This is a genomic window from Pseudoalteromonas sp. P1-11 (assembly GCF_001399995.1).
In the GTDB taxonomy this organism is placed as follows: domain Bacteria; phylum Pseudomonadota; class Gammaproteobacteria; order Enterobacterales; family Alteromonadaceae; genus Pseudoalteromonas; species Pseudoalteromonas atlantica.
Window position 1 is genome coordinate 80440 of sequence record NZ_LJSP01000001.1, and the last position, 25654, is coordinate 106093.

The following is a 25654-nucleotide window of genomic DNA, read 5'->3' on the forward strand; positions in this document are numbered from 1 at the left end:
AAAGCCTGGAGCCGGTTATATAATTAAGCCATTACAATAACGTATGAATAGTTAACAGTATATTAGGCTGTAAACTTAGTGCTTAGATTGTACCTCCCCTAAATTGAGCAAATTTAATCCTGAAAGGTCAATAGCAGCTAATGCCATAAAATTGTCATACAGGCTTGCTACTTTAATGCCCCTATTAAACGACAATCAGGTTTTGCAGTGACGATGCAGCGCAAAGTACTAGAGTACATTTTAAGTAACGGTGAAATAACCACGTTATTTCAGCCTATTTTTGATATAGCTAATCAAACAATTATAGGTTACGAAGCGCTAAGTCGAGGGCCTAAAAACAGCCCTTTGGAAATGCCTAACCGTCTGTTTGAAGCGGCCAGTGAGCACGCTTTAATTTCAGAGCTTGAGCTATTATGCCGCTCAAAAGCAATTGAAAACTTTGTAAAGCTTAATCTAAACGGTAAGTTATTTTTAAATGTAAGCCCTAAAACCTTACTCGACCCTTGCCACCCAAAAGGTGAAACCCTGCATTTAATAGAGCAGTTTGGTTTAGCAGCAAACCGCGTGGTGATTGAGGTAACAGAGCAAGAAAAGGTCGACGATGGTTTTTTATTATTAAAAACAATTGCACACTACCGCGAGCTGGGTTTTACCATTGCCATTGACGATTTAGGTGCTGGTTACTCGGGCTTAAAACAGTGGTCTGAACTATGCCCCGATTTTGTAAAAATCGACCGTTACTTTATTGATCATTGCGATGAAAGCGAAGTTAAAAAAGAGTTTTTGAAATCGATTACTGTACTAGCAAAAGCAACAAACACCGCCGTAATAGCCGAAGGCATAGAAAGAGTGGAAGAGCTTGCCTATGTTGAAAGCTTAGGAATAGCAAACGTACAAGGTTTTTTACTGGAAAAACCAAACTCAAATCCAAGCCTTGATTACAGCTCAGAGCAATTACAAGCATTAAACTTTAAACAGCCAAGCAATACGTTTGATCAATCAATGGCGATTGGCTGGCTTGCTGTTACACAAGAAGCAATAGACAGCGAAACCCGTTGTAAAGACGCCCACAAGCTATTCGAAAAAGACAAAGCCGTGATGAGCCTAGCGGTTTTAAATAAAGCCGGCCAACCGGTTGGGTTACTACATAAAGATCAGCTCACAGAGGTGTTTGCAGCGCCCTATGGCCATGCACTTTACGACAAGTGCCCCGTAACCGACTTTATGGATAAACAACCTTTAGTGGTGGATGAAAACCAACTTCTTGATACCGTGAGTCAGCAAATTACAGAGCAAGACTTTGATATTCGCCGCCATATTGTGATCACCCGTAATAAACGTTACTTAGGGCTTGCCCCTTTGCGTGATATTTTAAAGCACATAACAGAAGAAAAAATTCGTCACGCCCAGCATGCTAACCCACTCACCATGCTCCCTGGTAATGTAGCGATTAATGAGGCAATAGAGCAAAGGTTACGCTCACAAAGTGCGTTTTCGCTTGCCTATATAGATCTTAATCACTTTAAGCAGTTCAATGATTTATACGGTTATGCCAGTGGCGATAGTGTGATTAAATTATTGGCAGATGTAACCGTGCAAGCATGCGAAAACAGTGCTAACTTTGTAGGACATATAGGTGGTGATGACTTTATGGTTGTGTTTGACCAATCAGATGCTGTGTATATTTGTAATGCCATAATTGAGCAGTTTGAACTGCAATCACGCACTTTTTTTACGCCTGAGCACATTAAGAGCAAAGGCTACTGGGCTACAAATCGTGAGGGAGAAAAGCAATTTGTACCTTTACTTACGTTATCAATTGGCCTTGTGGAGCCCGACTTACAAGAATGTAAAAACAGCCATCAAGTTGCAGCACTTGCAACAGATGCTAAAAAAGAGGCTAAGCGGTATCGCCATAGTTATTTGTTTATTTGTAAGCGCAGAAAGCCTGCGCCTGCCGTAGTGCGCTTAGCACCAGAGAATAAACAGGTGGTATAAAAAATAGGTAATTATTATGTTGCCATTAAAAGTAGTTGTTGGTGGGTTTGCTTTATTTGCGGTTAGTTTTTTTGTACAAGGGGTAGAGATTGTTAATGTTGCTCAAAAGCAAAGTGTGCAAAATGCCCGTGAAGAATACCTAAGTGAGCTATTAACACGAGCCCTAGAGCGGGCTAATTACCCTGTAGACATAAAAATGCAGCCACTGAGCTTACAGCAACAGCGTGACCTGATTGAGCTAGATAAAACAGAGCTAGATGTTTATTGGAGCATGAGCAGCCCAGAACGAGAGGCATGGGCAATAGCCGTTAAAGTCCCGCTATTTAAAGGCTTTATAGGTAAGCGCGTTTTATTAACCAGTAAAAAAAATGTCGAAAAATTTAAAGGCATTAACACTTTGGCGCAATTAAGTGAGCTCTCGGCAGTGCAAGGGCATGATTGGCCAGATACAAAAATAATGGCCTATAACGGCTTACATGTAAGGCCGCTGAGTAACTATCAAGCTATGTTTACGCTTACTAGCCGGGGCAGAATCGATTACTTTCCTCGCTCATTTATCGAAGTTAATTCTGAGCTTGTTGCCAATGCGCAGAGTAACTTAGTTATTGTGCCTAATTTATTTATTAGTTATCCCACCGGTATTTATTATTTTGTTGTAAGTAGTAAGCCAGCTTTAGCGCAAGCCATAAAGCTTGGGTTGCAAAACATGCAAAACAGCGGAGAGTTTGATGCGTTATTTGATGAGTATTTTGCAAAAGACATAAACTCACTCCCTTTTACAAAAGGTTATACCACGGAGCTAAAGCTCGATAACCCTTACTTTTAAAACAAAAAAGGAGCCATAGGCTCCTTTTTTATAATAGGGCTACATGCACTTTATTAGCGAAGTAACGCTTCAGGTAATACTGGACGAATTTCACGGATAATTGCTTGAGTAAGCTTAGGTGCACCACAAATAATGTTACCGCTATTGTTGTAGTTAACGCCACCTGCAAAATCAACAACCATGCCGCCAGCTTCTTTTACAAGTAACTCGCCTGCTGCTGTGTCCCACGGTTTTAAACCAATTTCAAAAAAGCCATCAACACGGCCCGCCGCTACATATGCCATATCTAGCGCTGCAGAACCTGCACGACGAATATCAGCAGTTTGTGTAAACAATGCTTTAAACGCGTCTGTGTATGAATCTAAGTGGTGTTTTTGTTTGAAAGGGAAGCCTGTTGCTAGAATTGAACCAGCTAATTCTACGGTTTTAGTAACGCGTAAACGCTTGCTGTTTAGCTGTGCGCCTTGACCACGAGATGCAGTGAAAAGCTCGCCACGAACTGGATCGTAAATTACAGCTTGGTCTAAACGACCTTTTACTTTAAGTGCGATAGAAACCGCGAAATGAGGGATACCCTTGATGAAGTTAGTTGTGCCATCAAGCGGGTCAACAATCCATTGGTAATCTGCATCTTTGCCTTTGTGCTCACCTAGTTCTTCACCAACAACGCAGTGATCAGGGTAAGATTTTAAAATTGTATCACGAATTACGGCTTCGGCTTCTTTATCAATGTTAGTCACTAAGTCGTTAGTGCCTTTTTGTTGAATTTCAACTTTTGATAAATCTTCACTTGCGCGAAGTAAAATTTTGCCTGCGTTGCGCGCAGCGCGAACCGCAATGTTTAACATTGGATGCATGGTATTACCTTTGGGTTGTAAAAGAACGTTTATATATTTAAGCCGGCGTATTTTAGCGACTTTTGCCATAAAGTAAACAATAAACCCTAAATACTTTTGTGCGTTTTTTGTACGGCCTTGAAATGCATGTAAATTTATTCGTATCTAAGACATGTTGGCGTGTATGGATTGAAATTTGTTCAACCGAAGGGCAACTTAATCACAGCGCGAAGTGCGAAGCCTTGGGGGCTCAATAACTTCCATGAAGCAAAGCTTCCGCGTCCTGCTAGCAAACATACTGTTGTAAAAATTAATCTTACAAGGGCAATACACGCCAATAATACTAAAAAGTAAAAAAAGTGCTTTACCTAAAGTTAGCTTGAGGTTTTATCTTGTGTTTAAGCATTCAACTAGGGTAAATAATAATGAAATTAGAACACGTACATTTAGTAGTAAACGATATAAATGCCATGCTTAAATTTTACCAAGCAGCCTTTCCTTATTGGTCAATTAGACGTGAAGGGCATAACACCTGGTATGGCAAACCTAAGCGCTGGGTACATTTTGGCGACGATAACCATTACATTGCTATAAGCGATAATGGCGAGCATAAAAACAGAGATTTGGCAGGGCACCAAATCGGACTGGCTCACTTTGCTTACGTTACAAACAACCTAGACGCTGTTATACAGCGCTTAAAACACGCCGGATTTAACATTGATAAAGAGGGTGCAGAAAACCCATTTAGAAAAAACGTATATTACTTAGACCCAGCAGGATTCGAGGTTGAGTTTGTGCAGTATATGAGTGACATTCCAAGCGAGCGTAATAACGACTTATAAAATAGGCAGTAAACAACGGTGTAGAAAAGCGCATAATATGGCTTTTCTACCCATTGTGTTTTTACCCGTATTATTTATTACTCACCCCAAGCTGGGCCTTTAAATCATTAGCAAAACTCACAAACTTTTCTTTAATGGTGCGTTTAACTTTTACCTCCACCGAGCCTAAAACTGTTTTACCTTCTAGGTTAATTGTGGGGCCTTGGCGCTTATTAAGCGACACCGTTTTGTTTTCAAAACTACCTAATATACAAAACATTTTAGAAACTACATTAACGTGCTCTGGTACGTAAATTTCTTCGCTGCCAAAAATACAATTTACATGCACGGTAACATGTTGGTGGGCAAAAATAGCATCAGTAAAATCTAAAACAATCGACCCCATATAGTTTTGAATATAAATATCTTTAGGCACCACCCATTGGCCGCTACGCTCGCTTGAGCCTAAAATGCTTCGCAGTGTTAAGTTTTCTTCATCCGCTTGTTGGGCACTGTAGTTAGGGGCAAATTGCGTTTGCTTTTGAGCACTGTACTGGGTATCTGTAGTAAGGGTTAAATCCTCTACTAAATTAAGTAACGCAGTATTTTCGGTTGCTTCCATTGCACTGTCTAAGCGCCTTTCAAAGGCTTCAGCGGAAATAACGCCATGGCTGTAGTTATAAATAAGTTGATCTATCACTTGTTCGCGAACTTGCTCTATTGGGCGGTCTTCAATTTTTACAGACATGGGAATAATCCTTTTTATATGAGTTACCACTGTACATAGCAAGTGGTGTACCAAAATTTAACTATTTATATATCAATGATTTATTGTTTTAGTAGCGTCGCTTAATTTATTATATTAACGATAGATTAACCAAAACAGCAATATAATCGTTATTTTCACCACTTAAGAAAGTTTTACCTAATAGCCTGTAAATGTTTACTCGGAGGTGTTTTTATTTATACCTAATAAAATAGCTAACTCCATGAATTTAAAGTGTTAATAAAGTTGGCCTAAAGCTCGCATATATAAGAGTGTCTTTAATCAAAAGGAGAAAGATTATGAAAACATTCAACAAATCTATGATTGCGGCTTTAGTTCTAGGTACTACAGCTATGGGTGCTCAAGCGGGCACTTGGGAAAATGAAAGTAAAGATGCTTGGATTGATGGTAAGGCAGAAACAGTGCTTCTTATGAACACTAATCTAAACAACTTTGACATTAACACTGATGTAAAAAATGGCAAGGTAGTACTTACAGGTAAAGTAAACAGCGACCTTGATAAAGAGCTAGCTGAAGAACTTGTAATTAGCCTAGATGGCGTATCTGATGTAGAAAACAACCTAACTGTTGTGAAAAACATGGATATGGACGACAAAGATCGTGACACTATGGATGATGACGATAACGACTTAACTGACGCTAAAATCACCACAGTAATTACTACACGTTTCTTATTTGACTCAGAAGTTGACGGTACAGATATCGACGTTGATACCGACAACGGTATAGTAAAACTTAAAGGTTCTGTTGAAACAGAAGCTGAAAAGCAGTTAGCAGTAAAAATTGCTAAAAATGCTGAAGATGTTCGTGACGTAGTAGATGAACTAACTATTGTTGCTGAATAATACACTATACTAAAAAGCCCAGCTTAGCTGGGCTTTTTGCTTGTCATTTTTAAAGGAGCTATATCATGGATATCATTCGTATAATACTGTCGATTTTATTACCGCCACTGGGTGTATTTTTACAAGTTGGTTTAGGTATGCACTTTTGGCTAAATATTTTACTAACTTTACTGGGTTACTTCCCTGGTTTAATTCACGCTATCTACATTATTGCTAAAAAATAATGTGTGGTGTGTTCAATGTGAGCCGGCCACTTTTTTATAGTTATTAAAATTGTAAAAAAGCGGCTTACATACTTCTGTGTTTATTTTTCTGTTATTTCCTGCCTATTCGCATGCAAAAAGATTACTATTTAAGCAGTCAGCTTACTGATTGTTAAAATAAAGGTTTTTGCTAGTGACAAGCCTTAAAAAACTTTTTATACTGCAACCCGCTTTAGTCGCTCAGTGGCTAAACGCTTCAAAAATTAACTACCTCGTAGTTATACAAAGTTGGCCCCTTAGCTCAGTTGGTTAGAGCACACGACTCATAATCGTTAGGTCCCCAGTTCGAGTCTGGGAGGGGCCACCACTTTTCAAAGCTTTCCAATTTTTAAATAGTTATAGCCAATACAAAATATTTTCTACGGTACTTTTTATACAGTATTTAGGTTAGTTGTTTGTGTGCCTATACCGCCTCTATTATTTAAAAACCAGCTTCAATCATTTTTCTTTTTTACTAATAACAGCGACATATGTTGGTTCGGTTGCTAGATTTATATTTGCAATCAAGAACCTAGTTATGTACTTTTTAGGGGCAATTTAAGGTTGTTAAAATAAATTTAAAAGGAAGTATTATGAAAAAGAATAAAATTGCAATCTTGCTAGTGACTGCTGTTATTACAAGTCCAGCTGCTTTTGCAGAGTCACCTAACTTTAACTATGTTGCTGCAGGTTATCTTGACGGTGATATTGATGGCGATGATGCAGATGGATGGACATTTGATGGTAGTACGCTATTAGGCGAAAACTTTTTCCTATCTGGTCAATACCAAACTCTGGGTAATTCAGATGATGGTGTAGATGTGGACTTAAACTGGCTTAGTGCTGGAATAGGTTATCGCACAGCTATTGGCGCGAACACTGACTTTTATGGTTTAGCAACTTACGAGAACGTAGAGCTAGAGGCATCGTATCGTGGAAGTAGTGCTTCGAATGACGAAAATGGCTATAGTCTATCTGTAGGTGTTCGCTCTATGATAAGTGATAATATTGAGCTAGATGGCCGAGTAGGCAATGTCGATATTGCAGATGAGAGTGAAACATCTTTCAGTGTGGGCGCACGTTACTACATTAATAACAACGTTTCACTTGGGGCTAATTACACCTCATTGGACGAGCTAGATTTAGTAAGCTTAACTGCTCGTTATAGCTTTTAAGTATTAATAAATAAAAAATAAGCGCACTAAACAGTGCGCTTTTTTTATGCCATTTACTTTTTATAAGTAGTTTCTAATCTACTTGGTACTTACTGTTAGTACGAATGTAAATAGTGGCTGTTTTGTCGCTAGTGTTCTTAATCGTGTGGGTAAAGTTACCGGTTGATTCTACATAGCTGCCTGCGCTTAGGTTTTGCGCTTTATCTTGCTCGCTTGAGTTGTACTCTACGGCGCCGGCTATAACAACAGCACGAAATTCGCTTGCATCTGTTTTTATTTCACCTTTAAAGCCGGCAGGAAGTTTAATCATTGAGCCGTTCATATCGGCTGTACTTCCCCAAAGGTAGGTGGTTTGCACGCCTTGGGCGTTAATGTCGTTTAAATCGCTGCTGTTTAGCCATACTATGTTGTCTGCATGTAGGTTTAACGGGCGCTCACCATTATCAAACTGGGCATTAGTTGGTTTAACTAAGTACGGCCCAGAGTCGATTTCTAAGTAAATTAAATTTGTTTCAGCATTGGCTGCAGTGGTGTGGTTTTCACCTGCAGGTTGTGTCCAAAACGAACCCGCTGGCATCCACATTTTTTCAGCTGTTGGGTCGTCATTATGCATTTGCCCTTCAATAACGATACCGCGGTAAGTAATGTTGTGAATGTGCGGCGGAGATTCAAAGCCTTTTTTAAAGCGTACTAACATGCCTGTTGCGGTGTCGGTTGTGCGGTTTCCCCATAAATCTGCAGCGCCAGGGCTTTTATCACCACGTAGCGGGTTTAAGTAACCCCAGTCAATATTGCTTGCAGCAACAACTTTTGATGTGCTTTGCTCTGCAGAGGCTGGCGTTGATATAAGTGTTGCAACCAGTGCAAGAGTTGATGCGTTTAGTAAAAATTTCATTTAAAAGCTCCGTTAAGTTGGTATAGCGCTATAGTACGGCTTAAAATTCAGTCAATAAATGGGCATAAGTTAAATACACTTTCGCAAAAACGTGGATAATAACGCTATAGTTACGCATGCTGGTTTATGCAATAAGAGGGTTTGATGAAAATAGCTGATTTACAAGTATTACTCAAAGTGGCTGAGCTGCAATCAATTACAGCTGCTGCAAATCAATTAGATATGAGCTCATCGGCTGCAAGTGTCTCGTTAAAGCGAATAGAGCAGGCGCTTGGGGCACAAATATTTGTACGCACAACAAGGCAAATTCGCCTCACGCCTGAAGGGGAACGGTATTTACCCCTGTGTCAGCAGGCTCTCGATTTATTGCAACAAGGGCAAGTGCTTATTCATGAGGAGCAGCAATCTATTAGTGGTGAAGTGCGAATAGCAGTGTCATCGGAAATGGGGCGCAACCTTATGCGGGTATTGCTAAATAATATTATGGATAAACACAGTGAAGTGACGCTGCGCTTACAAGCAAGCGACAGCCGCGCTGATTTTTACCGTGATGGAATTGATGTTGCGCTGCGCGCCTTAACTAAAGAGGCCGCACAGGAGCTAAATTTATACGGCTTTAAAATTTGTAACATTGCACACGTGCTATGTGCCTCGCCTGAGTACATTAAAAAGCACGGTGAGCCGTTAACGCCAGATGACCTACTGAATCATAATGCCCTTTTATATAAGCTCTACGAGGTAGTGCATGATGGGTGGGAGCTGTATAACGATAATCAAAAATACAAGGTTAAAATGAGCAGCGACCGCGCCGTTAACGATGGCGATATAGTAAGGCGTTGGTGTGTTGATGGCACCGGGATAGCCAAAAAATCGGCCATTGATGTAGCTGAAGATTTATTAGCGGGCAGACTAAAAAGGTTAATGCCCGATTACAAAATCCCCCTCACTGAAATGTGGTTAGTACTACCTAGCCGCCAGCTTATAACGCCCGCAATTAGGCTTATTCGTGATGAGTTAAAACACACTGTTAGCCAATTAAGAAAAAACCTGATTGCGCAAGGGATAATTAACGAGCAAGAGTGGCCCGATTCACCCTAGTGCACCTTACGCGAGGTTAGTTTTAGCTAGCCTTGCGCCTTTAAAATTTAATTCGCTTTCCTGTGGTTGATTAAATTAAAATACACGCTCTTCTTTTATGTTCTATTTTTTCTAATTATTGGGCTTATTGCTCAGCTGATCCTATATTTATTCTAAGCAAGTGTTAGTTAAGTCCTTTATCCATTTACAGGTATCGTATGTTACTTAAACAAAAAGTTTATATTAGTCTTATTTTGGCTATTGTTGTGCCGTTAGCGGTTTCTACATTTTTATTTTCAAATAGTATTCAAAATCATACCGATGAAAAGCTCGCAAAGGTTGATTTACCCACCGCATTGAGTGAAGTAAAAAGCAAAATTGAACTCGAACTTGCCACTCCTATAATTGTTGCCAAAGAAATTGCGCAAAATAGCTTTGTTAAACAGTGGCTAAGTAACGGTGAGAGTGAGCAAGCAAGAGCCGATTATATTAATTATTTAGCCAGTATTAAAAAAGATAACAACGCAGTTATTGCTTATATAATTTCCAAAAATACCAACAACTATTACACCGATATTGGCATATCTAGACAGATAGATAGAAGCGAAGATGTATGGTTTGATCAGTTTTTATCCTCTAACAGACCCTTTGAAATAGCACTAGATATAGATAAAACCACAAATAGCATGGTGGTTTTTATTAACTATGCACTGCAAATTAATGGTGAGCGTACCGCCATTACAGGCGTAGGGCGCTCGCTCGATTCTATGATCAACTTAATTAACGAATACCGTATTGGCGAAGCCGGTGTGGTGTATTTGGTCTCTGATGAAGGTGAGGTAATGCTTCACAGTGACAGAAGTAAAATGGGTCAAAAAATTAATATTAACGATATAAAAAATGGCGCCATTATTAGTAAAACAATGGCAGGCGAAGATTATGTTGTGTCGAGTACGCCTATTGAGTCATTAGGTTGGCATTTAGTGGCAGAAGTGCCCGAGCAGCAGTTATACGGGCCAATAAATAGTGCCATTAATAGCAATTTATTATTTGGTGTGATCATCGCCATTATAGGCTTTGCCTTGGCCAGAGTTTTAGTGTCGCAAATATTTAAACCCATTGAAAACATAACTGCTGCAGTGAGCGCGTTAACTAAAAAAGATGGCGATTTAACCGTAAGGCTGCCTACTAACGATAACAACGAAATATCAGAGCTTGCCGCTAACTTTAATTTATTTTTAGAGCAGCTACATGGCATGTTTAAGCAAGTGTCGGACTCAGCAAACCACGTTAAAAGCATTTCAGAAAATGTGTTAGTACAAGTACAGGGCGCGGCCAACTTGGCCGAGGTACAATCATCTAGCACGCAAACGGTGGCGGCAGCCGTTAACGAAATGGAAGTAACCGTACAAGATATTTCAAACAGTGCCAGTAACGCCTCTGACATTGCGACTTCAACAGAAGAAGCGACTCATAAAGGGGTGGAGTTTGTAAATAGCACGATAAAGCAAATGGAGCAGCTAGAAAACGCCATGGCTACCTCGGTTGCCTCGGTAACTGAGCTTTCAGGTGAGATAAAGTCAATTACGCAGGTGCTTGATGTTATTAAAGCAATATCAGAGCAAACTAACTTACTGGCGCTCAATGCTGCCATAGAAGCCGCGCGGGCAGGCGAACACGGCCGTGGTTTTGCCGTTGTAGCCGATGAAGTAAGAACCCTTGCTATGCGTACTGCAGAGTCGACCGAGCAAATTAACGAAATGATAGACACGTTAAATTCTAAGGCTTCAAGTACGGTGTCGGCTATAGAGCTTGGCAGTAAAAATACCCTAGAAAACGCCGAACGTTTAAAAGTAACGGGGAGTACCTTAACGGGTATATCTCAAGAAATTGTTACGCTAAGTGAGCTAAATAGCTCAGTGGCTACAGCCACCCGCGAGCAAACGTTGGCTACCTCAGAAATTAGTCAAAATGTGGTGATGATTTCTGATTCTGCTGAGCAAACAAAACAAAATATGAAAACCTCAGAGCAGCTATGCAATGGGCTAAATGAAGAGTCGAATATATTAAAAGACTTACTGGGTAAGTTTACGCTTTAAAAAAAGTGACAACATTAAGCTAAAAAACGCGTTGTACCTTAGTTAAGCTAAGCTTTGGTTAAGAGGTTTATTATCCAAAGCTTAGGTTAATAACAATGCGTTTTTAAACGGGTTAATTTTTACGGTAAATTTCGTGTTGAATGTCGTAAATATTAACGCTTAAGCTGTCAGAATCTCGGCAATAAGTTTTTAAACACTCAAGCAAGCTCTCGCTTAACATTTGTTTTTGTTCAATAGAGCGCCCGGCCATGATATGCGCCGCAATATGAATAAACCCTTCTTTTCCTTCACCGAGCTGGTATTGCTGATAAGCAATAGCGCGGGTTTTAATGGTTTCTAAGTCAAACAAACCACTTTGAAAAGTCGCGTTGTGCACTTTTTCAACAAGTACTTGCGGTAATACAGGAAGATCTTCTGAGTGTTCAATAATAATGTGCGGCATTTACGCGTTTCCTATTATGAGTTACTACGTGGGCGTACGTATAATTGTACCAAAGCCTGAACTGTGCGCTAACCCCTCAATGGCCTAAATTTAGTTGTATTAATTTTTGATGGTAGTATAAAAACAGTCACGTGAACCTTCGCTTATAAAGCAAAATTAAGGATTAATATGAAATTACCACACCGCTTTAAACGTTTAGCTGTGCTATTAAGTGCAGTGGTTACCTTAAGTGCCTGCTCAGATGATGTTGCATCGGTGAGCTTAGGGCTGTTTACTACTAAAGATGTAGTGGTAAATTCCCAGCAAGACCCACTAGTAAAAGGGGTTACGTGCCATATTAGCCATATTGAGGCCGACTTAGATTTTTCAGATCCCTCTGATATGTCTATTGCGTGTCGTCAAACTGGGCCAATTACAGCCGATATGTTACAAGCAATAGATCGCAGTAAGTCGGGCGAAGTGGTGTTTAAGTCATCAAAAAGTATTTTATTTAAATCGCTAAAAGTGCGCCGTATTTACGATGCACAAAACCGCACATTACTGTACTTATCGTACTCGACTAAAGAGTCGAGCGGCAGCCACCACCACGCACTTTCAACTGTGCCTTTATACAATACACAAGCTTGGAACTGGGCACTTGAACAAAAATAAGAGCACACTATGTTAGCGTTATTTAAATCAAAGCCGCTGCTAGAACAAGCCGAGCAGCAGTGGCTAATTGATACCTTTATTTGGGCGGTAGAGCACTTTGATGCCGCATTTTTTACCAAGCACACGCAAATAATATTGCCAACGGTGGCGCATTTTCCTGATTCGGTATCGAGTATTGAGGAAATGGCCACTAAGGTATTTGTACGAGTACGTGATTACGCAGGTATGAGTGCGTGGCCAATACAATTAGTTGCGCCACAACAGTTACAGCCGCAAGTATTTCCGCATTTTGAATTTGCTGAACACTTACGCGGAGAGCAAAGCCAACTTATTGTACCGCCAAGCCACACGATTAATATCTCGTTTAATCCTAATCAAATTAATCAGCCGCAAGATTTAGTGGCCAGCTTTGCCGGCACGCTGGCTACTGTATTAATTCATCATGTTGGGGTGTTACCGCCAGGCGGTAAAGACTACTTGCCACAAGCGGCAGATGCGCTGGCCTGTTTTTTAGGGTTTGGGGTAATGATGAGCAACACTGTGTATCAATTTAAAGGCGGGTGTGGCTCGTGCTATAACCCTTATGCTAATCGTGAAGCGAAACTAAGCGAAACCCATACCGTATTTATGCACGCGCTGATCAGTTATTTTAAAAACGATCGTGACTCTAAAAAACATTTAAAGCCACATTTGCGCAGCCAATTTAAAAAAGCCCAAAAAGAGATCAAAGCATTAGTTGATAACTCTGCTAATCCGCTATTGCTTGCCTATGCACCAACTTAAACCGGATACTTGTGAACTACTTAGACGAATTTTTACTGATTGCCATCGCCCACTTTTTTGCAGTAGCCAGCCCAGGCCCCGACTTTGCCGTGGTGCTCAAACAAAGTATACAGCAGGGCAGGCGTAACGCCCTATGGACAAGCGCTGGTGTGGGCGCTGCTATTTTATTACACGTAGGATACTGCGTATTAGGGGTTGCGCTAATTTTAACGCAATCGCCTAATTTATTTATGGCATTAAAGTATGTTGCGGGGGCGTATTTAGCCTATTTAGGCGTACAAGCATTAAGAGCTGCCAAACCACCGGTAAATAAAACAGACAACATAGAAAACAAAACTACCCCACAGGAAAGCGTATGGCATGCATTTAGGCGCGGCTTTTTAACCAACGCGCTTAATCCTAAAGCCACTCTCTTTTTTATGTCGTTATTTACCTTAGTTATTAGTGTAACTACACCAACTAGCGTGCAGGTTGTGTATGGGGTTTATATGGCTCTGGCAACGTGGGTGTGGTTTTCTATGCTTTCTTTAGTGCTGTCAAAACCCAGTGTACGGGCATTTTTTCAAAAAAGCGGCTATTGGTTTGACCGGGGTATAGGTGTTATTTTAATTGCTTTAGCCATTCGTGTAGTAATTTAACCCTAGGGAGAAGTCATGCCTATTTATAATTTTTCGTTTGGATCGAATATGTCCTCTAACCGCTTGCTTGCGCGTTTACCAAAAGCAAAGCGAGTTGGCACAGCTGTACTAAAAGGCTACGAGCTTACGTTTAATATGTTATTTAAAGATGGCTCGGGTAAGTGCAGTATTCAAAAAAGTGATGACAAAAACGCCTTGGTCTATGGCGTGGTGTATGAACTTGATGAAGCCGAAAAAGCAATTTTAGATACCATAGAAGGCCCAGGCTACGATTGCGTGGCTATTAAGCCCACTTTGTTAGATGGGGAGCAAATAGAGGCCCATTGCTATATTGCTAACACTCACGATAACGATGTACTGCCATACGACTGGTATATTCAGCACGTTCATCGCGGCGCGCTTGAGGCGGGCGTACCAAAAGAATACAGTGATGCAATACTTAATCGGCCGCATAAGCCCGATACAAATAAAGAGCGTGCTGATATTGAATTTGCAGTGCACCAAAAATAATAAGGATAACCATGAAACTCACCAAATTAGCCAGTTTAGCGTTGCTTGCCAGTGCCACTTTTAATAGTTGGGCACAAATTAATACCACGGACTTAGAAGAGGTTATTAACACCTCAATGGCACGCTTTGACGTACCGGGTATGGCGGTAGCGGTTGTGCAAGACGATAAAGTTGTATTTGCTAAAGGGTTTGGGACAAGCAACCTCAATACAAATGCAAAAGTGAACAAAGACACACTTTTTGGTATTGCCTCAAACACAAAAGCGTTTACCAGTGCAGCGCTGGCTAAGTTGGTTGATGAAGGTAAGTTAAGCTGGGATGACAGGGTAATTGACCACTTACCTGAGTTTAGGTTGTACGACTCCTACGTCACCCGCGAAATGCGTGTTCGTGATTTATTAAGCCATCGCAGTGGCTTAGGGCTTGGGCAGGGCGATTTAATGATTTGGCCAAGTACTGATAAATCTATAAAGGATATTTTAGCCGGCCTACAGTATTTAAAACCAGCCAGCAGCTTTCGCAGCCAGTATGCCTATAACAACTTAATGTTTGTAACCGCAGGCGAAGTGGTGGCACGTGTATCAGGAATGAGCTGGAATGATTACATCGAAAAAAATATATTACAGCCTTTGCACATGGAAAACTCGCGCGCGGGCTTTTCGCGTATTCCAAAAAGCAATAAAAACTGGGCAATTGGCCACATACCAATGGATGGCAAGCTCAATCCTTTTTTTGTTAACTACCTAGAAGACTTTAGAGGCGCAGGGGCTATTGCATCAAGCGTAAACGATATGAGTCAATGGTTACTAACGCAGTTAGCTGGCGGAAAAATGCCAAGCGGCGAGCAACTATTTAGTGAAAAACAGCAAGCGCAAATGTGGCACCCGCATATTACCTCTATGGCTTCTAAAAGTGCGTATGAGGCCTATCGTCAGCAATTTAGAGGCTATGGGCTAGGTTGGAGCATTGAAGATTACCACGGCTTTAAAAAGCTAGGCCATGGCGGGGGCATTTTAGGTATGGTGTCGCAAGTTACATTATTGCCTGAGAAAAAGCTCGGCATTGTTATTTTATCTAATCAGCAAGCATTTAGTGCACTTTCGGCAGTAACCCACGAAGTGCTAGAAGACGCCCTTGAGCTTGAAGATAAAGACTGGGTTGAAGAGTTGGCTAAAAAACATTTTGCGAGTAAACAAAAAGCCTACGCCAATGCAAAACCCGACACCCCAGCAGATTACCAGCCACAGTTACCTAATATAAATTACACCGGCACGTTACATGACGATTGGTACGGTGATGTAATTATTGAGCAACTAGATGGCAAACTACGTATTGATTTTACCCATACCAAACGCTTAAAAGGCACGCTTGAGCATTACACAGGTAATACGTTTATTGTTAAGTGGGATGAAAAGCTACTCGAGGCCGATGCGTTTATTCGTTTTGATATGGGCGCAAACAACCGTGTAAATAGCGCCAAAATGCGCGCGGTATCAACAGCGGTAACAGACTTTAGTTTTGATTTTAGAAACCTAAATTTAAAAGCTAAGTAGTGATGCTATACACCAAAGTCGCAAAGCCACCGTAAGGTGGCTTTGTTATATTAAGCACTCACATTAAAGGAGCGTTTATGCGTACTGCAGTTATTTCACACCCTCATTGCCGTAAACATAAAATGATTGACGATCATCCTGAGTGCCCAGAGCGCCTAGACGCTATTGCCGATAGACTTTTGGCAAGTGGTGTAGATATTGGCTTAACGCATCTACAAGCGCCTAAAGCGCAGCGTGAGCATTACTTATTAGCCCATGATGAGACATTAGTTAACCTTGTGGAGCGCTTAGTTCCTGAGCAGGGGCTACATAACCTTGATGGCGACACCTGGCTTTGCCCTGATTCATTTAAAGCGGTAGAGCGCGCCGTTGGAGCAGGGTTGTTGGCTGTAGATGGAATACTCGCAGATAAACTCGATGCGGCGTTTTGCGCTGTACGCCCGCCAGGGCATCATGCCAATGCACACGCTTCTTCTGGGTTTTGTGTATTTAATAATTTAGCTATAGCGGTTAAGTATGCCCAAAGTAAAGGCATTAAACGTATAGCAATTGCTGATTTTGACGTACACCATGGTAATGGCACCCAAGACATATTTATAAACGATGAAAACGTATTACTTTGTTCGCTATTTCAATACCCATTTTACCCAAACACAGCCGTAAAAAATAACAGCCACATAGTTAATTCCCCTTTGCCAATTGCCAGTAGTGGCGATGATTTAAAAGAAGTGTTTAATACCCAATGGTTGCCAAAATTAAAAGCTTTTAAGCCAGAGCTGCTATTTATTAGTGCAGGGTTTGATGCCCACCTAGAAGATGACATGGCAAGTTTAAAGTTTGTAGAAGATGACTACAGCTGGCTTACAGAGCAATTATGCGACGTTGCAAAAGAGAGTGGCTGCAAAGGTGTTATATCTTACCTTGAAGGGGGCTATGCGCTATCAGCATTAGGAAGAAGTGCTGTAGCGCATATAAAAGTGCTTAGTGAGTACTAATACCAATCCGCAATAATACTTAATTAAGCGAATTGGTATAACTAAAGGGTTATAAACCTAGTAAATCAAACGCCTGCTTGGTATTAAGGGTTTTAATTTTGCCAAGGCAGCATTGCCCTTCATTTAATAAATAAGTGGTTACCAGTTGCGCTAGCTGCTCCTGTGAAAGAGGGGCGCATGCAGCGCCTTGCAGGTCAACGTACTCACCTTGCTTGTTCAACACGCGCACATTACTAAGCTCACTTTGCGTAACGCTGTGCAAACACGCTTCTTGTTCTTGTTTATCGTGCGCTATTTCAAGCTCATTATAAACAATTAATAACTGTGGAAAGCTGTTTAGCATAGTTACCCTACTGTTACCTCGTATGAGGTAAATTTACGCACATTTATAACGCCAGTATCAAAAATTAAGTACTGACCTTTTATACCTTGCAGCACGCCGCTCACTACTGGGTTTTTATCAAAATTAAACGAGCTAATTTTAGTGGGGTACTCTGTCACCGGGAAGTTTAAATCAACCACGTCTTCATCAAGTTGCTCTATGGCTGTGGCACCAAATAACTCGCTTAGCTCGTTTAATTTATCGCTAATTTGCGGGATCAGCTCTGCCGCGGCGGCTTTAAGGTCAATGGCTTCGTTTTGGCCCTTTAGCATGTTACGCCAATTGGTTTTATCGGCAATAAACTCGGCCAATGCCACCTCAACTAAGCCTGATTGCAAACGTGTTTGCACTTTAAAAATAGGCAGTGCTTGAGTGGCGCCTTGATCAACCCAACGTGTCGGTATTTGCGTATGGCGAGTAATGCCTACTTTTAGCCCTGAGGTATTGGCTAAATACACATAATGCGGGATCATGCAGTTTTCTTCGCCCCATTGCGGCTCGCGGCAAGTGCCTTTATCGTAATGGCAGGTTTCTGGTTTCATAATGCACATATCGCAGCTAGCAAGCTTGCGCATACACACAAAACAGTGGCCTTGCGAGTAACTCTTTTTGGTTTTTTTGCCACAGTTTGAGCATAAAATGGTACCGCTAAACGTCAGCGTTAACTCTTTACCAATGAGTGCGTTTAGGTCGACTAGGTTGTCGCCCACAGGAAGATGATATTGAACCGGCTCTGTTAAGCTCGATTTTAATTTACGCAAAGTGCCTTGCATCTTTACTTGGCCCCTAAAGATGTTGATATTAAAACGTGGAGTTTAACATCTTTAAACTGTATTGGCTTTTTAAGAAATACAAATAGTCATCTAGAGGAATTGGCTTAGCGTATAGGTAACCTTGCGCTCTGTCGGCGCCCATTTCTTTTAATAAGTGGTGCACATCTTGGGTTTCTATGCCTTCCATAGTTATAGATAGCCCTAGGTTATGTGCCATATCTATAGCGGTTTGCACAATCACTTTATTGGCGGTGTTATTTGTTAAGTCAAATACAAACGATTTATCTACTTTAAGCTCCGTAAAGCGATAATTAACCAAATAACTTAGCGATGAATAGCCAGTGCCAAAGTCATCAAGGACCACGCGCACCCCTAAATCAGAAAGCTCATTAACCAACGAAATAAGCGCTTCGTGGCTTTCGACTAATGCTGACTCCGTTAATTCAAACTTAAGAAGCTGCGCCGGAACTTGGTATTTTATAAGGACGTTTTCGACTTTTTCGGCTAGGTTTTTAATCGACAGATTTTTAGCACTTAAATTTACGCTAATTGGGTGATCGTTATAGCCTTGCTCGGTTAGTTTGACGATATCTTTACAGGCTTGCTCAATAACCCATAAGGTAAGCTCGTTAATAATACCTGTGTGCTCAGCAAGGGTGATCAGCTCTTCTATCGATACGCCTTTAAAAGCCGGGTCGGGCCAACGTAGCAGCGCTTCAGCGCCACATACTTGATTAAAGTTCAGCCCTATTTGAGGTTGGTAATACAACGCTAGTTGGTTGTCTTTAATTGCTTTTTGTAATTTAGCGGCCAATGCCACATCCATTAATATATTACTGCCGTTAGAAGCGCTTACTACTAAATCGTTATTACTTTTAGCTTTTTTAAGTGCCAAGTAACCCCGTTTTGTCCAGTATTCAAAGTCGTCACTGTGGGCTGCGCTACTAATCCCTATGTTATAGGTAAGTTGTAAGTTTAAGCCTTGAATTTCGTATTGTTTGGGTAGGCTATTTATAACTTTAATTAAGGCCCCTTCAAGTGACTCCTGGTTTTGGTTTTTAGTAGATATGCAGGCAAATACCCCACTGCCTAAGTCGGCTAAGCGGGGGCTGTTATTAAAATCTGTATCTAGGTTGGTAAATTCGCGCTCATGGCTAAGCTCTAACTCTATTTGTTTAGCCACGTGCTTTATTAAAGTGTAGCCCTGCGATGGGGTAATAATGGTATTGAGCGAGTTAAAATGGCGAATTTTAATTAAACACAAGGTGGTATTACGCCCCTGTGCTTGTAAGCTCATAAACGCTTGTTTTAATTTGGCACTGTTAAGTAATTTAGTTTGCTGAGTATGTGTAGCATGATAAAGCGCACGCTCGCGCTGGTAGCGCACTCTATCGGCAAGTGCCATAGCCATTAAAATAACTTCACACAATATAGCCACTAAAAACGCGTGACGAATCGCAAAGCTATAATCCAAATAGCCCGTTAATTCTAACGGCTGTATTGCCGCGCCAACAATGAGGGGAACCCACGAAAAAACGTAAAACTTCGCCCACCTAAAGCCCGTGCGTAGTTTGTTATAAATTAAAATAACACACGTAATATATAACAAGCTTAATACACAAAAAAAGATGGGTGCTGCAATGTACTCGGGTATAAATAAAGTGGTGATTGATAATAAAGATATTAAAATAAGTAGCGCTTTACTCATTTTATAGCGCCAGCATTTGTCCTTGTGGTAGCGCAAAAACATGGTGCAAAAGGCGAGCGTAAAAAAGGCCATTGCGTAGTTTGAAAAAATCACTTTTTCGTGTAAGTACAATTGCCACTCTAGGGGCCACAAGTAAAAGCCAAAGCCCATTACAATGCCCATTAAACACAGCGCACTAATTATATAGCCTATATAAACTAAATAAACGCGGTCTTTAATCCCAAAATAAAGCACTAAATTATACAGAGCAGCCATTAATAACACGCCGGCAAATATGCCCCAAATGCCGGTTTGCGAGCGAACTAAATCAACAAATTCTTTATGGCGATACAAATTAACTGGGGTTTTGCTGATCCCCGTTGTATCTATTTTTATGGCTAAGCGCTCTGTTGTTTTACTCTCAAGTGCAAAACGTATATGCGGTACGCTATATTGAAAAAGCGTGAGGGACTTTACTTTATCACCTAATTTATAGCTTTCTATAAGCTCATTTCTTTTGTTTAACCGATACACGCTAAGGTGATCAACCATCGGGTTATCGAAATGGGCAACAATGTCTTGAGCATCCAAACTTTTATTTTCAAGGTCTATAAATAGCCAATAGTTTTGCTGCTTAAAGCTCCACTGAATATCGGTTAACGGCTGGTGGGTGATTAGCTCGGGATTTAAAATAATATCGTTGAGTGTGTGAGATTTACTTTCATCTATGTAGTAGGCAAAGTCTAAATATACAGGCGTGGTTTTATCGATGGTATAGCGAGTCGGCACAACCAGGTTAGAAGCGAGTGTGCTAATAATATAAAATATGAAAATCAGTATGGCTATGGCCGCGGCATGATAACGTAAAGTTTTCGTTTCCAACGTTGTATACTTGTAATAACTCTTTTAATTAGTGTAGCACTAAAAAAGCGCATATAAACTGCGCTTTTTTAGTTAAATTTTTAGGGCCTGCTTATCCTTCAGGATTAAAATTTGTTCTAACTAGGGACGATTTAATCGTGGCGCGAGGTTTGCAACCTAGTGGGCTAAGTAAAAACCGAGCAACAAAGAGTTAATCGTCCCTAGGACGAACCTTCGTGCAGCGCGTGTTTGGTATTTATACTGCGTTATCGCCTATTTATGGGGAATAACCACACTACATAGGCTCTGCTAAGTTAAACCAATAATTTAGTTACAGGCTACTGCTCTCGGGCAATCGCTCTGTAAGCAATATCGGTGCGGTACTCCATACCTTCCCAGCTAATTTGTTTTACAAGCTCGTATGCACGTTGCTGTGCCTCGGTAACGGTATTGCCGAGTGCCGTTGCACATAATACACGTCCACCTGCGGTGACAACGTTTTCGCCATCTTGCTTAGTACCCGCATGAAATACTTTTTCATCAGCAGGGTAGTTAACTTTAAGGCCTGATATTGCATCACCTTTAGGGTAATCACCTGGGTAGCCTTTAGCGGCAAGTACAACACCTACGGCTGCGCGCGGGTCAAACTCAATGGTTGTTTTATCAAGCTCTTCGCGGTTTGCCGCTTCAACTAGTTCAACCAAGTCTGATTTAAGACGAAGCATCATAGGTTGCGTTTCAGGGTCACCAAAACGACAGTTGTACTCAATTACTTTTGGCGTGCCCTGGGCATCAATCATTAAGCCTGCGTATAAAAAGCCTGTGTAAGGATAGCCTTCGCTTGCCATACCCTCAACGGTAGGAACGATGACTTCGTTCATAATGCGCTGGTGGATTTCGTCGGTTACTACAGGTGCCGGTGAGTATGCGCCCATGCCGCCAGTATTTGGACCTTCATCGCCATTGTATGCACGCTTATGATCTTGGCTTGTTGCAAATGGCAAAATGTTTTTACCATCAACCATAACAATAAAAGAAGCTTCTTCGCCTTCTAAAAACTCTTCGATCACGACGCGGCTGCCAGCCTCGCCAAAAGCATTACCAGCAAGCATATCGCGAATAGCATCTTCAGCTTCGCGTTCATCCATTGCCACAATAACGCCTTTACCAGCTGCTAGGCCATCTGCTTTTATTACAATTGGCGCGCCTTTTTCTTTTAAATAAGCAAGGGCAGGGTCAATTTGTTCAAACGTTTGGTAATCAGCAGTTGGTATGGCATGGCGAGCTAAAAAGTCTTTAGTAAACGACTTAGAGCCTTCTAGCTGTGCTGCACCGGCTGTTGGACCAAAAATAGCGAGACCATGTTCACGGAACTTATCTACTACGCCTAATACAAGCGGTACTTCTGGGCCAACAATAGTAAGTTCTACATTGTTTTGTTGTGCAAAGCTTAATAGGCCATCTAGGTCTTCAACGTTAATTGCAACGTTTTCTAGTTTTGGCTCAAGTGCAGTACCGGCATTACCCGGTGCTACAAATACAGTGTTTACTTTCGTGTTTTGAGCGGCCTTAAACGCAAGTGCGTGTTCACGGCCGCCGCTGCCAATGACTAATACATTCATGGCGAAATATTCCTATTTAAAGCGGTTTTTTAAATTTCAGCGTCATACGGTCGCTTTCACCAATAGCTTTGTATTTATCAGCGTCTTGTTCGCCAAGGCGTAAGCTAGGTGGTAGCGTCCACACCCCTTTAGGGTGATCGGCTGTATCTTTTGGATTGGCGTTAATCTCACTGCTTGCAACTAATTCAAATCCAGCTTTTTTAGCTAAATCGACTACGTAACTTTGCTTCATGTAGCCGGTTGATTTTTGATCCTCATCAGGTCGGCTTTCATCTAAGCGATGTTCAACTACACCTAATACGCCACCTGGTTTTAACGCTTTATAAAAAGACTTAAATGCACTGAGTGCGCCTTTAGTGTCTTTACCCATGTACCAGTTATGTACATTGCGAAAGGTTAATACCATGTCGGCAGTGCCGGCAGGGGCAATATCAGTGTGCGTTAATGGGGCAAACTCAGAAATTTTTACTTTGCTAAAACGCTCATCCTCGGCCACTTTTTTCTTAAAGCCGGCTAAAGAGCGCTGGTAGTAACCTACCGATGAATCACTCGGAAAATGCGCTGCGTAATATAAGCCTTGCTCTTTAAGTGCAGGGGCTAAAATTTCGCTGTACCAACCACCACCAGGGGCAATTTCAACCACTGTCATTGTTGGTTTAAAACCAAAAAATGCCAGTGTTTGCTCAGGGTGACGGTATTCATCGCGGGCGCTATTTTTAGCGCTACGCTCGCTTGATTGAATAGCATGGCTAAGGCTTGACTCATGGTTATGGCTAAGTGCCATTGTTGAGGTCAGCGTAAGCGAGGCAACAAGTAGTGACTTTAGTGCAAATTTCATCGTTTGTTCCTTAACATTTTAAATAGGTGTTGAACCAGAATACGTGAATTGATTGCAAACAAAAAGGGCTAAACGTTGTGTTTAACCCTTTGTGTGATTAGTGGCGGAAGTGGCGCATGCCGGTAAATACCATCGCCATGCCAGCTTCGTCAGCGGCGGCGATAACTTCTTCATCGCGCATTGAACCACCCGGTTGAATAACCGCAGTAATACCAGCGGCTGCGGCTGAGTCTATACCATCACGGAATGGGAAAAACGCATCTGATGCCATTACAGAGCCAGGTACTTCTAGGTTTTCATCAGCGGCTTTAATACCCGCTATTTTAGCTGAGTAAACACGGCTCATTTGGCCTGCGCCTACGCCAATGGTCATACCGTCGCGGGCATATACAATCGCGTTTGATTTAACAAACTTAGCCACTTTCCAGCAAAATAGTAAATCTTTAAGTTCTTGCTCAGAAGGCTGGCGCTTAGACACGACTTTTAAATCGCCTTGGGTAACCATGCCTAGGTCGCGGTCTTGTACTAAAACACCGCCGTTAACGCGTTTAATATCGTGGCCAGTTGCTTTGCCACTCCATTGACCACACGCTAATAAGCGTACGTTCTTTTTAGCTTCAACAATTTTTGCTGCTTCGCTTGAAACGCTAGGGGCAATAATTACTTCAACAAATTGACGCTCAACAATGGCTTGCGCTGTTGCGGCGTCAAGCTCGCGGTTAAAGGCAATAATGCCACCAAACGCTGAGGTTGGATCTGTTTTAAAGGCGCGGTCGTAAGCACTAAGAATATCTTCGCCAATTGAAACGCCACACGGGTTTGCGTGTTTAACAATAACACATGCAGGTACATCAAATTCTTTAACACACTCAAGTGCGGCGTCGGTATCTGCAATGTTATTAAACGACAGGGCTTTACCTTGTAGCTGAGTAGCTGTTGCAACAGACGCTTCGCTTACGTTGTTTTCAACATAAAAAGCAGCATCTTGATGCGAGTTTTCACCGTAACGCATATCTTGCTTTTTAGTGAACTGCATATTGATAGTGCGTGGGAATTTAGTCTCTTCAGCGGCTTCTTCAGTGTAATCAGGTACCATTTTACCAAAGTAGTTAGCAATCATGCCATCGTACTGAGCTGTGTGTTCATACGCGGCAATGGCTAAATCAAAACGTGTTTTGTACGTTGTCGAGCCATTGTTGCTTTGCATTTCGCTAATAACGCGCTCGTAATCGTTTGCGTTTACCACGATGGTGACGTCTTTGTGGTTTTTAGCAGCTGCACGAACCATGGTAGGTCCGCCAATATCAATGTTTTCAATAGCATCTTCAAGGCTGCAGTTTTCTTGAGCGACAGTATTCGCAAAGGGGTATAAGTTAACTACAACAATATCGATAGCAGAGATGTTGTTATCTGCCATTACGCTTTCATCTTGTCCGCGGCGCGCTAAAATACCGCCGTGAATTTTAGGATGAAGGGTTTTTACGCGACCATCCATGATTTCAGGATGACCTGTGTGATCTGATACTTCAGTCACTTTTATGCCGTTATCAGCAAGGAGTTTGCAGGTACCGCCAGTTGATAAAATATCTACACCTTGCGCTTCTAGTGCGCGGGCAAATTCAACAATACCGGTTTTATCAGACACACTTAATAGTGCGCGACGAATAGGACGATGAGTATCCATTGTAGTTTAATTTCCTCAGTTAATGAGCTAGCTTAGAAGCGGGCATTTTAACTGATTACTACTCAAAAAACGACTTATAAAGCGCCAATAAGCGTGAGCATTTTGCAACATCTCAACTAAATTGTACGCATAAAAAAAGCACCCGAAGGTGCTTTTTTTGCATGATACCAATTGTATTGGATTAGTAAGCAGTTCTAACGATAGAAAAACAAGTCTATAACAAGGCAAAAATTTTACAGTGTAGTTATTCTACATAAGAAATTTTTAACGCCGTTATGGGCTTGTTTAGTTCGTTAGCATGCTTACGATTTCAATATAATTGGTATTAGTTCATGCCGTATTTTTTAAGCTTTTTACGTAAAGTACCACGGTTGATACCTAGTAAAATTGCCGCACGAGTTTGGTTACCACGTGTGTATGTCATTACTTCTTCAAGTAATGGCGCTTCTAGCTCTGAAAGAACAAGGTCGTAAACGTCTTGCACATCTTGACCGTTAAGCTGCTTTAAATAGTGGTGAACAGCTTTTTTTACTGCATCACGCAATGGCTGCGGTTTCTCGTGTGACTGAACATGAGGGTTTGTGATAAATGGAGAAGTCACGTTTTGTTCGAACATTATTTAATCTCTTTCTTT

The 25654-nt window shown here is 41.3% G+C and carries 25 protein-coding genes and 1 tRNA gene; 15 read left to right on the forward strand and 11 right to left on the reverse strand.

The features are described 5' to 3' along the window. Positions 1-207: 207 nt before the first annotated feature. Positions 208-1998, forward strand: a complete 1791-nt coding sequence (locus tag AN390_RS00360; RefSeq protein WP_055252622.1) for a bifunctional diguanylate cyclase/phosphodiesterase — start codon at positions 208-210, stop codon at positions 1996-1998. 16 nt (positions 1999-2014) lie between these two features. Then, positions 2015-2824 carry an ABC transporter substrate-binding protein gene (locus AN390_RS00365; protein ID WP_055252624.1) on the forward strand — a complete coding sequence of 270 codons (810 nt, stop codon included), beginning with the start codon at positions 2015-2017 and terminating at the stop codon, positions 2822-2824. Positions 2825-2877: 53 nt separating this feature from the next. Here the strand turns inward: AN390_RS00365 and suhB are convergent, their stop codons facing one another. Continuing rightward, entirely contained in the window at positions 2878-3681 is an 804-nt protein-coding gene (gene suhB, locus AN390_RS00370; protein WP_055252891.1) for an inositol-1-monophosphatase, read from the reverse strand. Positions 3682-4085: 404 nt separating this feature from the next. Between suhB and AN390_RS00375 the strand changes: the two genes are divergently transcribed. Further along, the gene (locus tag AN390_RS00375) at positions 4086-4502 is read left to right on the forward strand and encodes a VOC family protein (RefSeq protein WP_055252626.1); all 417 of its coding nucleotides are present in this window, start codon (positions 4086-4088) and stop codon (positions 4500-4502) included. Positions 4503-4572: 70 nt separating this feature from the next. Here AN390_RS00375 and AN390_RS00380 read toward each other — a convergent pair whose 3' ends face one another. Continuing rightward, on the reverse strand, positions 4573-5229 hold the full coding sequence (locus AN390_RS00380; protein ID WP_004587606.1) for a LiaF domain-containing protein: 657 nt from the start codon (positions 5227-5229) through the stop codon (positions 4573-4575). 317 nt (positions 5230-5546) lie between these two features. Between AN390_RS00380 and AN390_RS00385 the strand changes: the two genes are divergently transcribed. The 4 genes from AN390_RS00385 (at position 5547) to AN390_RS00395 (ending at position 7530) form a co-directional block, all read left to right on the forward strand. Next, positions 5547-6113, forward strand: a complete 567-nt coding sequence (locus AN390_RS00385) for a BON domain-containing protein (protein WP_004587605.1) — start codon at positions 5547-5549, stop codon at positions 6111-6113. Positions 6114-6178: 65 nt separating this feature from the next. Continuing rightward, positions 6179-6337, forward strand: a complete 159-nt coding sequence (locus tag AN390_RS19540) for a YqaE/Pmp3 family membrane protein (RefSeq protein WP_004587604.1) — start codon at positions 6179-6181, stop codon at positions 6335-6337. Positions 6338-6606: 269 nt separating this feature from the next. Further along, positions 6607-6683 (forward strand) — tRNA-Ile (locus AN390_RS00390). A 265-nt stretch (positions 6684-6948) separates the two neighbouring features. Beyond that, entirely contained in the window at positions 6949-7530 is a 582-nt protein-coding gene (locus tag AN390_RS00395; protein ID WP_029772764.1) for an outer membrane beta-barrel protein, read from the forward strand. Between the two features lie 73 nt (positions 7531-7603). Here AN390_RS00395 and AN390_RS00400 read toward each other — a convergent pair whose 3' ends face one another. Then, entirely contained in the window at positions 7604-8425 is an 822-nt protein-coding gene (locus AN390_RS00400) for a DUF4437 domain-containing protein (RefSeq protein ID WP_024031430.1), read from the reverse strand. A 144-nt stretch (positions 8426-8569) separates the two neighbouring features. Here AN390_RS00400 and AN390_RS00405 point away from each other — a divergent pair, with 144 nt between their 5' ends. Beyond that, on the forward strand, positions 8570-9523 hold the full coding sequence (locus AN390_RS00405; RefSeq protein ID WP_055252628.1) for a LysR family transcriptional regulator: 954 nt from the start codon (positions 8570-8572) through the stop codon (positions 9521-9523). A gap of 197 nt (positions 9524-9720) precedes the next feature. After that, a complete protein-coding gene (locus tag AN390_RS00410) occupies positions 9721-11601 on the forward strand; it encodes a methyl-accepting chemotaxis protein (protein ID WP_055252630.1) in 1881 nt (626 codons plus the stop codon). A gap of 112 nt (positions 11602-11713) precedes the next feature. Here AN390_RS00410 and AN390_RS00415 read toward each other — a convergent pair whose 3' ends face one another. Then, positions 11714-12043 carry a 5-carboxymethyl-2-hydroxymuconate Delta-isomerase gene (locus AN390_RS00415; RefSeq protein ID WP_004588643.1) on the reverse strand — a complete coding sequence of 110 codons (330 nt, stop codon included), beginning with the start codon at positions 12041-12043 and terminating at the stop codon, positions 11714-11716. 168 nt (positions 12044-12211) lie between these two features. Between AN390_RS00415 and AN390_RS00420 the strand changes: the two genes are divergently transcribed. The 6 genes from AN390_RS00420 to AN390_RS00445 all read left to right on the forward strand — a co-directional run bounded on the left by AN390_RS00420 (position 12212) and on the right by AN390_RS00445 (position 17173). Continuing rightward, the gene (locus AN390_RS00420; RefSeq protein ID WP_004588642.1) at positions 12212-12694 is read left to right on the forward strand and encodes a CreA family protein; all 483 of its coding nucleotides are present in this window, start codon (positions 12212-12214) and stop codon (positions 12692-12694) included. A 9-nt stretch (positions 12695-12703) separates the two neighbouring features. Next, positions 12704-13477 carry a hypothetical protein gene (locus tag AN390_RS00425; RefSeq protein WP_055252632.1) on the forward strand — a complete coding sequence of 258 codons (774 nt, stop codon included), beginning with the start codon at positions 12704-12706 and terminating at the stop codon, positions 13475-13477. A gap of 11 nt (positions 13478-13488) precedes the next feature. Continuing rightward, entirely contained in the window at positions 13489-14115 is a 627-nt protein-coding gene (locus tag AN390_RS00430) for a LysE family translocator (RefSeq protein WP_024031424.1), read from the forward strand. 15 nt (positions 14116-14130) lie between these two features. After that, positions 14131-14625 carry a gamma-glutamylcyclotransferase family protein gene (locus tag AN390_RS00435; RefSeq protein WP_029772759.1) on the forward strand — a complete coding sequence of 165 codons (495 nt, stop codon included), beginning with the start codon at positions 14131-14133 and terminating at the stop codon, positions 14623-14625. A gap of 11 nt (positions 14626-14636) precedes the next feature. Then, positions 14637-16178, forward strand: a complete 1542-nt coding sequence (locus AN390_RS00440) for a serine hydrolase (RefSeq protein WP_055252634.1) — start codon at positions 14637-14639, stop codon at positions 16176-16178. 77 nt (positions 16179-16255) lie between these two features. After that, positions 16256-17173 carry a histone deacetylase family protein gene (locus AN390_RS00445; protein WP_055252636.1) on the forward strand — a complete coding sequence of 306 codons (918 nt, stop codon included), beginning with the start codon at positions 16256-16258 and terminating at the stop codon, positions 17171-17173. 49 nt (positions 17174-17222) lie between these two features. Here AN390_RS00445 and AN390_RS00450 read toward each other — a convergent pair whose 3' ends face one another. The 7 genes from AN390_RS00450 to fis all read right to left on the reverse strand — a co-directional run bounded on the left by AN390_RS00450 (position 17223) and on the right by fis (position 25636). Next, entirely contained in the window at positions 17223-17516 is a 294-nt protein-coding gene (locus AN390_RS00450; protein ID WP_004588636.1) for a hypothetical protein, read from the reverse strand. 2 nt (positions 17517-17518) lie between these two features. Next, complete coding sequence (locus AN390_RS00455; protein ID WP_055252638.1) at positions 17519-18328, reverse strand: DUF2797 domain-containing protein; 810 nt, start codon at positions 18326-18328, stop codon at positions 17519-17521. A gap of 28 nt (positions 18329-18356) precedes the next feature. After that, positions 18357-20897, reverse strand: coding sequence for an EAL domain-containing protein (locus AN390_RS00460; RefSeq protein WP_055252640.1), 2541 nt, complete (start codon positions 20895-20897; stop codon positions 18357-18359). Between the two features lie 317 nt (positions 20898-21214). Continuing rightward, complete coding sequence (gene purD, locus AN390_RS00465; protein WP_055252643.1) at positions 21215-22498, reverse strand: phosphoribosylamine--glycine ligase; 1284 nt, start codon at positions 22496-22498, stop codon at positions 21215-21217. 16 nt (positions 22499-22514) lie between these two features. Then, complete coding sequence (locus AN390_RS00470) at positions 22515-23336, reverse strand: class I SAM-dependent methyltransferase (protein WP_024031417.1); 822 nt, start codon at positions 23334-23336, stop codon at positions 22515-22517. A 97-nt stretch (positions 23337-23433) separates the two neighbouring features. Beyond that, positions 23434-25020 (reverse strand): bifunctional phosphoribosylaminoimidazolecarboxamide formyltransferase/IMP cyclohydrolase, encoded by a 1587-nt coding sequence (gene purH, locus AN390_RS00475; protein WP_055252645.1) that lies wholly within the window; start codon positions 25018-25020, stop codon positions 23434-23436. A 325-nt stretch (positions 25021-25345) separates the two neighbouring features. After that, positions 25346-25636 (reverse strand): DNA-binding transcriptional regulator Fis, encoded by a 291-nt coding sequence (gene fis, locus AN390_RS00480; RefSeq protein WP_002957804.1) that lies wholly within the window; start codon positions 25634-25636, stop codon positions 25346-25348. Positions 25637-25654 lie beyond the last annotated feature (18 nt).

Coding starts and splice junctions, on each gene's coding strand:
- AN390_RS19540 (WP_004587604.1), top strand. CDS start 6,179: ATGGATATCATTCGTATAATACTGTCGATTTTATTACCGCCACTGGGT.
- AN390_RS00415 (WP_004588643.1), bottom strand. CDS start 12,043: ATGCCGCACATTATTATTGAACACTCAGAAGATCTTCCTGTATTACCG.
- AN390_RS00405 (WP_055252628.1), top strand. CDS start 8,570: ATGAAAATAGCTGATTTACAAGTATTACTCAAAGTGGCTGAGCTGCAA.
- AN390_RS00450 (WP_004588636.1), bottom strand. CDS start 17,516: ATGCTAAACAGCTTTCCACAGTTATTAATTGTTTATAATGAGCTTGAA.
- AN390_RS00440 (WP_055252634.1), top strand. CDS start 14,637: ATGAAACTCACCAAATTAGCCAGTTTAGCGTTGCTTGCCAGTGCCACT.
- AN390_RS00420 (WP_004588642.1), top strand. CDS start 12,212: ATGAAATTACCACACCGCTTTAAACGTTTAGCTGTGCTATTAAGTGCA.
- fis (WP_002957804.1), bottom strand. CDS start 25,636: ATGTTCGAACAAAACGTGACTTCTCCATTTATCACAAACCCTCATGTT.
- AN390_RS00365 (WP_055252624.1), top strand. CDS start 2,015: ATGTTGCCATTAAAAGTAGTTGTTGGTGGGTTTGCTTTATTTGCGGTT.
- AN390_RS00435 (WP_029772759.1), top strand. CDS start 14,131: ATGCCTATTTATAATTTTTCGTTTGGATCGAATATGTCCTCTAACCGC.
- AN390_RS00470 (WP_024031417.1), bottom strand. CDS start 23,336: ATGAAATTTGCACTAAAGTCACTACTTGTTGCCTCGCTTACGCTGACC.
- AN390_RS00425 (WP_055252632.1), top strand. CDS start 12,704: ATGTTAGCGTTATTTAAATCAAAGCCGCTGCTAGAACAAGCCGAGCAG.
- AN390_RS00380 (WP_004587606.1), bottom strand. CDS start 5,229: ATGTCTGTAAAAATTGAAGACCGCCCAATAGAGCAAGTTCGCGAACAA.
- AN390_RS00385 (WP_004587605.1), top strand. CDS start 5,547: ATGAAAACATTCAACAAATCTATGATTGCGGCTTTAGTTCTAGGTACT.
- AN390_RS00375 (WP_055252626.1), top strand. CDS start 4,086: ATGAAATTAGAACACGTACATTTAGTAGTAAACGATATAAATGCCATG.
- purH (WP_055252645.1), bottom strand. CDS start 25,020: ATGGATACTCATCGTCCTATTCGTCGCGCACTATTAAGTGTGTCTGAT.
- AN390_RS00395 (WP_029772764.1), top strand. CDS start 6,949: ATGAAAAAGAATAAAATTGCAATCTTGCTAGTGACTGCTGTTATTACA.
- AN390_RS00445 (WP_055252636.1), top strand. CDS start 16,256: ATGCGTACTGCAGTTATTTCACACCCTCATTGCCGTAAACATAAAATG.
- suhB (WP_055252891.1), bottom strand. CDS start 3,681: ATGCATCCAATGTTAAACATTGCGGTTCGCGCTGCGCGCAACGCAGGC.
- AN390_RS00455 (WP_055252638.1), bottom strand. CDS start 18,328: ATGCAAGGCACTTTGCGTAAATTAAAATCGAGCTTAACAGAGCCGGTT.
- AN390_RS00410 (WP_055252630.1), top strand. CDS start 9,721: ATGTTACTTAAACAAAAAGTTTATATTAGTCTTATTTTGGCTATTGTT.
- purD (WP_055252643.1), bottom strand. CDS start 22,498: ATGAATGTATTAGTCATTGGCAGCGGCGGCCGTGAACACGCACTTGCG.
- AN390_RS00400 (WP_024031430.1), bottom strand. CDS start 8,425: ATGAAATTTTTACTAAACGCATCAACTCTTGCACTGGTTGCAACACTT.